The 12,509-nt window shown below is 64.6% G+C and carries 13 protein-coding genes; 7 read left to right on the top strand and 6 right to left on the bottom strand.

All coding sequences use genetic code 11. The features are described from left to right. Positions 1-41: 41 nt before the first annotated feature. The 6 genes from ICJ04_RS10860 to ykgO form a co-directional block, all read right to left on the bottom strand. Entirely contained in the window at positions 42-1,295 is a 1,254-nt protein-coding gene (locus tag ICJ04_RS10860; protein WP_188324279.1) for a TraB/GumN family protein, read from the bottom strand. A 3-nt stretch (positions 1,296-1,298) separates the two neighbouring features. Beyond that, positions 1,299-1,829: a GNAT family N-acetyltransferase gene (locus ICJ04_RS10855; RefSeq protein ID WP_188324278.1), complete on the bottom strand. Its 531-nt coding sequence runs from the start codon at positions 1,827-1,829 to the stop codon at positions 1,299-1,301. A 21-nt stretch (positions 1,830-1,850) separates the two neighbouring features. Continuing rightward, positions 1,851-2,738, bottom strand: coding sequence for a carbon-nitrogen hydrolase (locus ICJ04_RS10850; protein ID WP_188324277.1), 888 nt, complete (start codon positions 2,736-2,738; stop codon positions 1,851-1,853). Positions 2,739-3,238: 500 nt separating this feature from the next. Further along, positions 3,239-4,279, bottom strand: coding sequence for an agmatine deiminase family protein (locus ICJ04_RS10845; RefSeq protein WP_188324276.1), 1,041 nt, complete (start codon positions 4,277-4,279; stop codon positions 3,239-3,241). Between the two features lie 42 nt (positions 4,280-4,321). Further along, positions 4,322-4,651 (bottom strand): hypothetical protein, encoded by a 330-nt coding sequence (locus ICJ04_RS10840; RefSeq protein ID WP_188324275.1) that lies wholly within the window; start codon positions 4,649-4,651, stop codon positions 4,322-4,324. A gap of 129 nt (positions 4,652-4,780) precedes the next feature. Further along, on the bottom strand, positions 4,781-4,906 hold the full coding sequence (ykgO, locus tag ICJ04_RS10835; RefSeq protein ID WP_005409283.1) for a type B 50S ribosomal protein L36: 126 nt from the start codon (positions 4,904-4,906) through the stop codon (positions 4,781-4,783). Positions 4,907-5,115: 209 nt separating this feature from the next. Here ykgO and cmk point away from each other — a divergent pair, with 209 nt between their 5' ends. The 7 genes from cmk to ICJ04_RS10800 all read left to right on the top strand — a co-directional run bounded on the left by cmk (position 5,116) and on the right by ICJ04_RS10800 (position 12,509). Beyond that, positions 5,116-5,793 (top strand): (d)CMP kinase, encoded by a 678-nt coding sequence (gene cmk, locus ICJ04_RS10830; RefSeq protein ID WP_188324274.1) that lies wholly within the window; start codon positions 5,116-5,118, stop codon positions 5,791-5,793. Positions 5,794-5,991: 198 nt separating this feature from the next. After that, entirely contained in the window at positions 5,992-7,674 is a 1,683-nt protein-coding gene (rpsA, locus tag ICJ04_RS10825; RefSeq protein ID WP_188324273.1) for a 30S ribosomal protein S1, read from the top strand. Positions 7,675-7,761: 87 nt separating this feature from the next. Further along, positions 7,762-8,067 (top strand): integration host factor subunit beta, encoded by a 306-nt coding sequence (locus ICJ04_RS10820; protein ID WP_188324272.1) that lies wholly within the window; start codon positions 7,762-7,764, stop codon positions 8,065-8,067. Between the two features lie 71 nt (positions 8,068-8,138). Next, the gene (locus ICJ04_RS10815; RefSeq protein WP_188324271.1) at positions 8,139-8,420 is read left to right on the top strand and encodes a lipopolysaccharide assembly protein LapA domain-containing protein; all 282 of its coding nucleotides are present in this window, start codon (positions 8,139-8,141) and stop codon (positions 8,418-8,420) included. A gap of 6 nt (positions 8,421-8,426) precedes the next feature. Beyond that, positions 8,427-9,605 (top strand): lipopolysaccharide assembly protein LapB, encoded by a 1,179-nt coding sequence (gene lapB, locus ICJ04_RS10810; protein WP_188324270.1) that lies wholly within the window; start codon positions 8,427-8,429, stop codon positions 9,603-9,605. Positions 9,606-9,608: 3 nt separating this feature from the next. Beyond that, entirely contained in the window at positions 9,609-10,589 is a 981-nt protein-coding gene (locus tag ICJ04_RS10805; RefSeq protein WP_188324269.1) for a glycosyltransferase family 4 protein, read from the top strand. A gap of 15 nt (positions 10,590-10,604) precedes the next feature. After that, entirely contained in the window at positions 10,605-12,509 is a 1,905-nt protein-coding gene (locus tag ICJ04_RS10800; protein WP_188324268.1) for a nucleoside-diphosphate sugar epimerase/dehydratase, read from the top strand.

The following is a 12,509-nucleotide window of genomic DNA, read 5'->3' as shown; positions in this document are numbered from 1 at the left end:
TGCGCTCGCCGACCATGGGTCGGCGCTACCGCAGTCCGCCGTTACTGCGCGGCGACCTTGCCCCATACCTGGAACCCGGTCAGCCACAGGCCGAGCATGCTGCCGAGGTTGGTCAGCATGAAGGTCAGCACCACGCGGGTGACGCGGTTGCGGTACCAGCCCTTCAGCGTCTGCGCGTCGTCGCGCAGTTTCAGGAAGTCTTCGTAGGCCGGCTTGCGCAGGCGCGTCTCTACCAGCGCCGCGAACGCGCCGGTGGGAATGCTCAGGCGGAACGGCTTGAACGGGGCCACCACGATCGCGGTGAGAATGCTCAACGGGTGGCTGCCTGCCAACAGGCAGCCCAGGCCCGCCAGGCCGCCGGTGTACATCGCCCAGGTCGCCAGCAGTTCGGTGCCCACGCCCATCCCGCCGCGGTAGAAGCCCACGCCGATGCCGGTTGCCACGATGGCCAGGATGGCCAGGGTGAACCACGGAATGTTGCGCTTCTTCGCCACGGATTCCAGTTGCGCACGCAGCGGCACCGGCGGCTCATTGTCGGTTTCCAGATAGGTGGCCAGACCGGCTAGATGGCCGGCACCGACCACCGCCAGTACTTCGCGCTGCGCCGGCTCGACACCCTGCAGGGCACGTTCTTCGCGCAGGCGGGTTGCCATGTAGCGGTCGCGCTCGCCGATGATCGTGTCGTACAGCGCGGGGCTTTCCTTGGCGAACTCGCCAAAGCTGGATTCGAGCATGTCGCCCTGCTTCAGCTTCTCGATCTCATCACTGCCCACTTCGTCGGACGAGAACAGGCCGGCCGCCAGGCCGGTCATCAGCTTGATCTTGCCGAAAAAGCCCAACTGCGCCGACGCGCGCTTGAAGGTCAGGCCGACCTCGCGGTCGATCAGGTGCACGGGCAGCCCGCGCTCACGCGCCAGCAGTACCGCGCGCTTCAACTCCGCGCCCGGTTCGATGCCGAGCTGCTCGGCCAGGCGGCGCTGATACGCCGACAGCGCGAGGTTGGCGGCGAACAGGGCCACGCGGCCCTTGCGGATCACCTCCACCAGATCCAGCTTGGCCAGCGTATCCGGCTCGGTCAGTGCCTGCAGGCGCTGCGGATCCAGTTCTACCGCGACGGCGTCGAAGCGCCCGCTGTAGATGGCTTTTTCCACCGCTTCCACGCTGGTGTGCGATACGTGCGCAGTGCCCAGCAGCGTGTAACGCACACCGTCGCGTACGACGATGCGCACGGGCTGGCCGGCAAACAGTTCTTCGCCATCAGCAACATCGCTGGAGCGGGGCAGGGAGTCAGTCATGCATTACTCATTGGTGGGTGCGCTGTCAGTACCGTCGCCGAGCGCGCGCTGCATCTGCACCGTGTCGAGCCAGCGGCCGTGCTTGCGCCCCAGCCCCTGGAAGACACCGACCAGATGGAAACCGAAGCGCTCGTGCAACTTGATGGAGGCGGTGTTGGTGGGTTCGCCGATCACGGCCACCATCTGCCGATAACCGCGTGCGGTGCAGGCATCGATCAACGCCTGCAGCAGCGTGGTCCCTACGCGCTGGCCCTGGAAGCGCGCATCCACATAGACCGAGTTTTCCACGGTCCACTGATAGGCCACTCGGGTGCGGTAGGTATTGGCGTAGGCGTAGCCGGCGACGTCGCCGTCAACCTCGGCGACGATGTAGGGGAAGCCGCGGGCCACGATGTCCTGCATCCGACGCTGCATTTCAGCGGCGTCGGGGATGTCGTACTCGTAGGTGTTGACGAAATCGGTCACTTCCACCGCGTAGATCGCGGTGATCGCAGCGATGTCAGCCTCGCGGACATCACGGATAAGCACGGCCATGGGCGCAGGTTCCGGCAGGGATCAGTCGATGTAGCGCTTTAGCAGGTCGCCGTACGCGTCGATGCGGCGATCGCGCAGGAACGGCCAGATGCGGCGCACGTGCTCGCTGCGCTGCAGGTCGACCTCGCAGATCAGCACCGTTTCCTCACCACCGGCTTCGGCGATGAACTCACCCTGCGGCCCCAGCACGTGGCTGTTGCCCCAGAACTGGATGCCCGATGCGCCCATTGGCGACGGTTCGTGGCCGACGCGGTTGCAGCTGAGCACCGGCACGCCATTGGCCACGGCATGGCCGCGGTGACTGAGCACCCACGCATCGCGCTGGCGATCCTTTTCATCCTGCTGGTCATCCGGGTCCCAGCCGATGGCGGTGGGATAGAGCAGCAGCTCGGCGCCGGCCAGCGCCATCAGGCGGGCCGCTTCCGGATACCACTGGTCCCAGCACACCAGCACGCCAAGGCGGCCGACCGAGGTGTCGATCGGCGTGAAGCCGAGATCGCCCGGGGTGAAGTAGAACTTTTCGTAGAAGCCCGGATCGTCCGGAATGTGCATCTTGCGGTATTTGCCCAGCAGGCTGCCGTCCTTTTCGAACACCACTGCGGTGTTGTGGTAGAGGCCCGCGGCACGGCGCTCGAACAGTGAGGCGACCAGGACCACACCGTGCTGCTTGGCCAGCTTGCCCAAGCGCTCGGTGCTGGGGCCCGGAATCGGCTCGGCCAGGTCGAATTCGTCCACATTTTCGTGCTGGCAGAAGTACGCGCCATTGTGCAGCTCCTGCAGCAGCACCAGCTTGGCGCCGTTGGCTGCGGCTTCAGCGACACGGGATTCGATCACGGCGAGATTGGCGGCGGCATCACCGTGGTTGCGCTCCTGGATCAGAGCGACGGTAAGGGGCTGGCGGGGACTCATCCGAAAGCGTTCCTGCAGGGGAAAACATGCATGTTAACGCGGATGGGCGAGGGCAGCGTGGCCGCGGCTGAATGATGGGTATGGGGCCGTTCTGGCCTGCAGCCGGCAGAAGCGCAGGCAACGTCAGCAGCAGACGGCAACTGCAATTTCAGGAGCACGGCTGCATCGCCCCGGCCGGCGCGGCAGGGGTTGCCGGAAGTCGCCGTGAATCGGCGAACTCCGCCGACCATGGGTCGGCGCTACCGATCGCCGTAACTCGTCGGGTGGAGGGAGCCCCTGAGTCAGGGGCGGCCGCGAAGCGGCGGGGTGTGGGCGGTGGTGAGAAGGGGCCCACGGTTTGCGCAGCAAAGCGTGGGAGCGACAGCGCGAATGCGATGACGTGGACCCACGCCATGGATGGCGCGAAACGAGGCACGCATGGATGCAGCCCTTGCCGTCCCCCGCGCACTCCCACCGCCCGGCCCAAACCAGCTGCCGCTTCCCAGCCAGCCACGAAGGGCTCAGCCGTTTGCCAGCAACCCCGCCGGCAACTGCATCGTGATGCAATGCAGGCTCCCGTTCTGCCAGATCAGCGACCGGCAGGGCACCTGCACGATCTCCCTATCCGGGAACGCCGCCGCCAGCACATCCCGTGCGGCGTCATCGGCGACATCACCGTAGGCCGGCATCAGCACCGCCCCGTTGATGATCAGGAAGTTCGCATACGACGCAGCCAGACGGCGGCCATCGTCCAATACCGGCTGCGGCCACGGCAGCGGGAACAGACGGTACGGCGCGCCATCGACGGTGCGCAGTGCGGCCAGCTCGGCGCCCATCGCCTGCAGCTCGGCATGGTGTGAGTCGCCGGCGTCATCACAGGCCTGGTAGACGATGCTGTCCGCGGACGCGAAACGTGCCAGCGTGTCGATATGCGCGTCGGTGTCGTCGCCTTCCAGATAGCCGTGATCCAGCCACAGCACCCGGTCCTGCTGCAGCCAGTCGGCCATGTCGGTCGACAGGCTGGCGCGATCACGGTCCGGGTGGCGCTCATGCAGGCACTTCCACGTGGTCAGCAACGTGCCCTGGCCATCGGTTTCAATGCCGCCGCCTTCCAGGGCGAAGGGAATGCTGCGAACCGGTGCATCGGTGAACACGCCCGCGCCGGCCAACACGCCGACCAGTTGGTCATCCAGGCTGGCATCGAACTTGCCGCCCCAACCGGTGAAGCGGAAGTCCAGCAGCTGGAAGCCGCCGTCCTTGCGCTGCAGGGTGATCGGACCGGAGTCGCGCAGCCACGTGTCGTCGTACTGCGCGGTGACGAAGTGCACGCGGTCCATGTCGATGCGGTTGGAGCGCAGGCGCATTTCGGCGTAGGTCTCCACGTCGTCGTCGGCCACGCAGATCAGCACCGGCTGGAAGCGGGTGATCGCGGCCACCAGGGCGATGTAGGTCTCTTCCACCTGGCCCAGGCGCTCGGCCCAGTCGGTGTCGGCCGTCGGCCAGGCAATCAGGACGCCGCTCTGGGCTTCCCACTCGGCAGGAAAACGTAGGGTCTCGTTCATGGTCTCGCTTGCATTGGCCCGCGCGGGCGCGGGCTGGGTTCGTCAGCGGATCGGCGGCTTCGGGCCGATCTCGTTGGGGGCCGCCTTGTTGGCCACCACGTCGATCACCTTCTGCTTTTCAAAGTAGACGGTGAACTGCGGGTAGACCCAGCGGTTGATGGTCGGCCACTGGCGCTTCTGGCCGCCGCGCGCATCCAACTGCTCGGCCGGTGCGCCGAACTGGCTCTGCACCTGCTGCATGCTCTGGCCGCGGACGGGCAGGGCGATGCCCGGCTTCTCGGCGGCGCGATCCACCAGCAGGGTGTCTGCCAGGACCGGTGTGGCCGCGGCGAGGGTGGCCATCACGGCCAAGGACATCAGGCAACGCTTCATCTCGAACTACTCCCCAGCGGTCAAGAAACGCGATTACAACATGGATAAAGCAGAAAGCCGCCCGGAGGCGGCTTTCTGCATCAAACCGGCCCCGCGAAGGACCTGTGGTCGGCCGTGAGGCCGGCCAACTCAGCGCTGGCGCGCCTTGAAACGCGGGTTCGACTTGCAGATCACGAAGATCTTGCCACGACGACGCACGACCTTGCAGTCACGGTGACGGGCCTTCGCTGACTTCAGGGAGGACAGGACTTTCATGGCATACCTCGGCGTACACGTTGAGTGTAAAAGTAAGTGTTCAAGTGGAGCGCGGCCGCGATATGCCAGAGACAATACTGCGTTGACGCTCGTTCAAGCCCGCCATTCTACCGGGCTTTTCTCCATCGTTTCAAGTGGTTGCACAGACCAATCGCAGCACCCGGTCAGGCTGGGGCTAGAATGGGCCCTTCACACCTGCTGGAAACCCCATGTCTGCACTCGTTCCCGTCCTCACCATCGACGGCCCTTCCGGGGCTGGCAAGGGTACCATCAGCCGCATCGTGGCCCGCCGCCTGGGCTGGCACTACCTCGATTCCGGCGCGCTGTACCGGGCCGTGGGCGTGGCCGCCAGCTGGGCGGACATCGACACCTCGGACGCGTCGGCGCTGGTGCGCTGCACCTTCGACACCAAGGTGCAGTTCGTGGAGCAGGGCGAGACGATGCGGGTGCTGGTCAACGGCACCGACGCCACCGACGAGCTGCGGCTGGAAACCACCGGTGCGCTGGCCTCGGCCATTGCCGCCATCCCGGAGGTGCGTGGCGCACTCAAGGAGCGGCAGCGCGCATTCAGGTCTGCCCCCGGCCTGGTGGCCGATGGCCGTGACATGGGTACGGTCATCTTCGCGGACGCCTCCTATAAGGTGTTTCTGACCGCAAGTGCCCAGGAGCGCGCCGAGCGTCGGCATAAGCAGTTGAATGACAAGGGGGTTTCTGTTAGCTTTGATGACCTCCTGCGCGAGATCATGGCCCGCGACGCCCGTGATGCACAGCGCACTGTGGCGCCCCTGAAGCCGGCAGACGATGCCGTCCTCATCGATACCACTGGTATCGGCATCGATGATGTCGTTGCACGAGTGATGGATCTGCTTCCGGTTTCGGCTGCCTGATCCGTTCGTACAGGAGAACCGCCCTCGACGGGCGGTGTCGCAACACGCACCGCAGGGTAGTAAATGCTCCGTCGCGCAATGATGCGTGGCGGTTTAATCACTTCACACACGGCCCGCTTTTCCGGGGTCGACCAACAGGCGGGCGGCTGGGTTCCTTGATGGAAACCGCTGACCCATGTGATCAACAGAGTAAATCTAATGACCGAATCTTTTGCCGAACTGTTTGAAGCCAGCCAGGCCAATCTGGCCAAGCTGAAGCCGGGCTCCATCGTCAGCGGTACCGTCGTGGAAGTCCGCGGCGATGTCGTGGTGATCAATGCCGGGCTGAAGTCCGAAGGCATCGTGCCGATCGAACAGTTCCGTAACGATGATGGCGAGATCGATGTCGCCGTAGGCGATGTCGTCAAGGTCGCCCTCGATTCCATCGAGAACGGCTTCGGTGAGACCGTTCTGTCGCGTGAGAAAGCAAAGCGCGCGATGGTGTGGGACGAGCTGGAAGAAGCGCTGGAAAAGAACGAAACCATCACCGGTCGCATCAGCGGCAAGGTCAAGGGTGGTTTCACCGTCGACATCAAGGATGTCCGCGCGTTCCTGCCGGGTTCCCTGGTCGATGTGCGCCCCGTGCGCGATCCGGCCTACCTGGAAGGCAAGGAGCTGGAATTCAAGCTCATCAAGCTGGACCGCAAGCGTAACAACGTCGTGGTTTCGCGCCGCGCTGTCGTCGAAAGCGAGCACTCGGAAGAGCGCGAGCAGCTGATGGACAAGCTGCAGGAAGGCGCGATCCTGAAGGGTGTCGTCAAGAACCTGACCGATTACGGCGCTTTCGTGGACCTGGGCGGCATCGACGGCCTGTTGCACATCACCGACATGGCATGGAAGCGCGTGCGCCATCCGTCCGAAGTCGTGAATGTCGGCGACGAGCTGGACGTGCGCGTGCTGAAGTTCGACCGCGAGCGCAACCGCGTTTCGCTGGGCCTGAAGCAGCTGGGCGAAGATCCGTGGGATAACATCTCGCGTCGTTACCCGGCCAACAGCCGCGTGTTCGGCAAGGTCTCCAACGTGACCGATTACGGCGCATTCGTCGAAATCGAGCCGGGCGTGGAAGGCCTGGTGCACGTGTCCGAGATGGATTGGACCAACAAGAACGTCAACCCGTCCAAGGTGGTGCAGGTCGGTGACGAAGTCGAAGTGATGGTGCTGGATTGTGACGAAGAGCGTCGCCGCATCTCGCTGGGCATGAAGCAGGTTGCCGCCAATCCGTGGGAAACCTTCGCTGCCACCCACAAGAAGGGTGACAAGGTGTCGGGCCAGATCAAGTCGATCACCGACTTCGGCATCTTCATCGGCCTGGACGGCGGCATCGACGGCCTGGTTCACCTGTCCGACATCAGCTGGGCGACCACTGGCGAAGACATCGTGCGCAACTTCAAGAAGGGCGACAACCTGGACGCAGTGGTCCTGGCGGTTGATCCGGAACGCGAGCGCATCAGCCTGGGCGTCAAGCAGCTGGAGCAGGATCCGTTCGGTCAGTTCATGGCCGTCAATCCGAAGGGTTCCAAGATCGAAGGTGTGGTCAAGGAAGTTGACGCCAAGGGCGCCATCATCGAACTGGCCGACGGCATCGAGGGCTATGTTGCTGCCCGCGATATCTCGGTCGACCGCGTCGACGATGCCACCCAGCACCTGAAGGTCGGCGACAAGATCGAAGCCAAGTTCGTGGGCATGGACCGTAAGGGCCGTACCCTGCAGCTGTCGATCAAGGCGAAGGACGATGCGGAAATGCGCGAAGTGCTGGAGGACTACCAGTCCGCCTCTTCGGCCGGCATGACCCAGCTCGGCGCGCTGCTGCGTGCACAGCTGGGCGGCAACAAGTCCGAGTAATCGGTCTGCCGCTGTCGTAGTTTCCTGGACGGCCCGGACATCAGTCCGGGCCGTTTCAGGGTTTGAGCCCCTCGAGCAGAGCCTGCAATGACCAAATCCGAACTGATCGAAATCCTTGCGCGCCGGCAGGCGCACCTGAAGGCCGATGATGTCGATCTGGCGGTGAAGTCGTTGTTGGAGATGATGGGCGGCTCGTTGTCGGCCGGTGATCGCATCGAGATCCGCGGTTTCGGCAGTTTTTCCCTGCATTACCGTCCGCCGCGCCTGGGTCGCAATCCCAAGACCGGTGAATCGGTCGCCCTGCCGGGCAAGCATGTCCCGCACTTCAAGCCGGGCAAAGAGCTGCGCGAACGCGTCAGCGATGTGGTGCCACAGGAAGCCGATCCGGCCTGATCCTGCATCACGACGTGCGATCCACCCACCGGGTCGGATAAGCTACGGTCTTCCGTGACTGGAGCTGTCGCATGAAGGTTTTCCGTTTACTGGTCCTGCTGGCAGTGCTGGTCATTGGACTGATCATCGGTGCGGTCAACATGACCGAGATGACGATCAACCTGGTTTTCACTGAATTGCATACCTCGGTTGGCGTGGCGATGATCGCTGCGTTGCTGGTCGGGGTCGTGGTCGGTGCCGGCCTGGTGCTGGTGAGCGTGGTCGTTCCGCTCTATGCCCAGCTGCGCCGTGCCAACAAGGCTGCCCTGGCAACTCCGGGTGTGGCTGTTACTCCTCCTTATGATGGACGCTGATCGCAGATGGAATTTGTCTCCGAGTACTTCTGGTTTTTCCTGTGTGTCCCGCTGGCGGCGGTTGCCGGCTGGGTCATCGGTCGGCGCGGCGGACAGCGCCACGGCGACAACCAGGTCAGCCGCCTGTCCAGCACCTACTTCCGCGGCCTGAACTATCTGCTCAACGAGCAGCCGGACAAGGCGATCGAACTGTTCCTGCACATCGCCGAGCTGGACAAGGAAACCTTCGAGACCCAGGTCGCGTTGGGCCACCTGTTCCGCCGTCGCGGTGAGGTCGATCGCGCGATCCGCCTGCACCAGGGACTGGTGAACCGCACCGACCTCAGCGATCCCCAGCGCGTACAGGCGCTGCTGGCGCTGGGCGAGGACTACATGAAGTCCGGCCTGCTGGATCGTGCCGAAACCGTGTTCTCCGAACTGGCACAGATCGACCAGCGCGCACCGCAGGCGCTCAAGCACCTGATCGGCATCTACCAGGCCGAGCGGGACTGGGAAAAGGCGATCGACAACGCGTTGCGCTTCGAAGAAGTCACCGGCGAACCCATGGGCAAGCTGGTCGGGCAGTTCGAATGCGAACTGGCCGAGCGCCACCGCGGCGCCGGTAACGTGGAGCAGGCGAGGGCAGCTATCGCGCGGGCCTACCAGGCCGATGCGATGTCCGTACGGGCGGGCATCATCGAAGGCCGTCTGGAAACCGATGCCGGCAACGCCGAAGCCGCCGTCCGCGCTTTCGAGCGCGCCGCGCGCAACGATCCGGAGTACCTGCCGGAAGTGCTGCAGCCGCTGATGCAGAACTACCGCAAGGTCGGTGACCTGGGCGGCGCGCGCAGCTTCCTGTCCGAGATGACGGAACATTACCGTGGCATCGCGCCCGTGCTGGCGCTGACCCGGTTGATGGAAGAGCAGGAAGGCGTCGCCCCCGCGCGTGCCTACCTCGGCCGCCAGTTGAAGGATCGCCCGTCGGTACGCGGCGAGTCAGCGCTCATCGACCTCACCTTGGCCGAGGGCGCCGACCCGACCGCCACCCTGCACGATCTGAAGCACATCACCGACCAGTTGCTGGTGCGCAACCCGGCCTACCGCTGCACGCGCTGCGGTTTTGGCGCACGCACGCACCATTGGCAGTGCCCGAGCTGCAAGGAATGGGGCACGGTCAAGCCACTGCTGAATTACGCGGTGCTGTAACCCATGAACGCTGTTGTCGCGTTCGAGGCGCTGGGCATGCTCACCCTCGCGGCGGCCGGCCTGACCTGGTTGGCACGCCGCTATGCGCTGCATCGCCAGCTGCTGGACCAGCCCGGTGAGCGGCGCAGCCATGCGGTGGCGACGCCTCGTGGCGGTGGCATTGCCATCGTGGCCACGGTCCTGCTGGGCACGACCGCCGGCGCGATGGTGTGGCCTGCTGCGGTGGTCGGGCTGGCCGTGTTCGCCGCGGGACTGTTGCTGGTCGCAGGGATCGGCTGGTGGGATGACCATCATCCGTTGCCGGCGATCCGGCGGCTGATGGTGCACATGCTGGCATCGGCGCTGCTGGCTGCGCTGGTGTGGCAGGCAACGGGCAGCATCGTGCAGGCCGTCCTGCTGTTCTTTGTCGCAACTGCCTTGATAAATCTGTGGAACTTCATGGATGGCATCAACGGCATCGCCGCCAGTCAGGCGGTGATTGCCGCCCTGGCCATCGCCGCGATCCTGCCAACCCCTGCAGCGCTGCTCGCCATCGCCGTAGCGGCCGGGTGCCTTGGATTCCTGCCGTTCAACTTTCCGCGCGCCCGCATCTTCATGGGTGATGTCGGCAGCGGGGCCTTGGGCTACCTGCTTGCGGCGCTTGTCGGGTTGGCTAGCGTGGTGACCGACATCAACTGGCTGCTGCTGCTGGTGCCGCTCGCGGTGTTCCTTGTGGACGCAGGCTTCACGCTGTCATCCCGCATGCTCTCCGGGCAACGCTGGATGGAACCACACACGCAGCACGTCTATCAGCGCGCCGTGAAGGCTGGCTTCAGCCACGCACGGGTGACGGGCGTGTATATTCTGCTCGGCCTGATCGGAGCGGTGCTGCTGTATGCAGCGCGTTCGATATCTTCGCTGCATCAGGCTGGCGTGGCGGTCGCCTGGGGGGTGCTGATGGCCTGCCTGTGGGGCGTGTCGCGCGTTCGCCTGCGCAATTTCTGAGGGTTTATCCTGCTCATGTCAGCTAGGTGGAACAGAATTCTCGCGCTGCTGCCGCGCGCCGCCATCGTCGTCCATGATCTTTTCATGGTCTGGGCCTGCTGGCAGCTGCTGCACGCGGGCCGGTACTCGATCCTCCCCGATGCGCCGGCGCTGCCTCTCTGGAATGTAGACACCTCGCTGGTGCTGGGCATCCAGGCATTGGTGTTCTGGCGTGTCGGCCTGTATCGCGGCCTGTGGCGTTTTGCCAGCGTGGCCGACCTGATCAACATCTTCAAGGCCAGCTTCATCGGCCTGATCGCCATCGTCTTGACGTTGGCGTGGAAGCGCTTCGACGGCGTGCCGCTGTCGGTGCTGGTCATCTATCCCTTTGCGCTGTCCGCGCTGCTCGGTGCCCCGCGCCTGCTGTATCGCGCCTGGAAGGATTACCAGTCCGTACAGTCCGACTCCACCGGTCGCCGTGTGCTGATCCTGGGCGCAGGCCAGGCCGCCGAGGCGCTGGTGCGCGACCTGCGCCGTTCCGGTGAGTACGATCCGGTCGGCCTGCTGGACGATGCCCCGCACCTGCAGGGCGCCAAGCTGCAGGGACTGCCGATCCTCGGCACGCTGGACGACGCGCCGGCGGTTGCGCGCGAAACCGTTGCGCGGCTGATCGTCATCGCCATTCCCTCGCTGGATGCGGTGGGCATGCAGCGGGTGGTCGGCCTGTGTGAAAGCACGGGTGTGCCGTTCCGCACGGTGCCCAAATTGAGCGACATCCTGCAGGGCCAGTCGCTGCCGGGTCAGTTGAAGGAAGTGGCGATCGAAGACCTGCTGGGGCGCAAGCCGATCCAGCCGGACTGGACCTTGATCCGCGGTTGGCTGGGCGGGCGGACGGTGCTCGTCACCGGCGCAGGCGGGTCGATCGGTTCGGAACTGTGCCGCCAGTGTGCACGCCATGGGGCAGGGCGCATCGTGCTGCTCGAGATGAGCGAACTGCTGCTGCTGACCATCGAGGCCGAACTGCGCCGCAGCTTCCCCGACATCGAGGTCGAAGCCGTGCTGGGTGACTGCGGTGACCCCGCGGTGATCCGCCATGCGCTGTCGCTGCATCGGGTGGAAGCGACCTTCCATGCGGCCGCCTACAAGCAGGTGCCGGTATTGGAGCGTCAACTGCGCGAAGCGGTCCGCAACAACATCCTGGCCACCGAGAACGTGGCGCGCGCCTGCATGGAAGCAAAGGTGGAGCACTTCGTCTTCATCTCGACCGACAAGGCCGTAGACCCGGTCAACTCGCTGGGTGCCAGCAAGCGCTATGCCGAGATGATCTGCCAGAGCCTGGACCAGAAGTCCACGCATACGCGTTTCGTGACCGTCCGCTTCGGCAACGTGCTGGCCTCCGCCGGCAGCGTGGTGCCGTTGTTCCGCGACCAGATCATGAAGGGCGGTCCGGTGACCGTCACGGATCCGGAGGTCACGCGTTACTTCATGACCATCCCGGAAGCCTGCCAGCTTATCCTGCAGGCGGCCGCGTCCGCCTCGCACGGCGCGATCTACACGCTGGACATGGGCGAACCGGTACCGATCCGCGTGCTCGCCGAGCAGATGATCCGACTGACCGGAAAGCAGCCGTACAAGGACATCGCCATCATCTACACCGGACTGCGTCCCGGTGAGAAGCTGCACGAAACGCTGTTCTACTCTGATGAGGAATACCGGCCCACCTCACACCCCAAGGTGCTGGAGGCGGGCGTGCGTACGTTCTCGCGGGACCTCGTGCTGGCCAACGTGCCGAAGCTGCGCGACGCGATATCCACTTACGATATCGAAGCGATCCAGGAGATCCTGTTCGCCACGATGCCGGAGTTCGATCCGCTTCAACAGGATGCTTACATCCCTTCGGCTAACGTGGTTCCCTTCCCGGTAAGAGAGGCCAACAGGTAG

The organism is Stenotrophomonas sp. 169 (assembly GCF_014621775.1).
GTDB lineage: Bacteria > Pseudomonadota > Gammaproteobacteria > Xanthomonadales > Xanthomonadaceae > Stenotrophomonas.
Note: the sequence above shows the minus strand (reverse complement) of the source record. Positions and strands in the feature narration are given on the sequence as shown.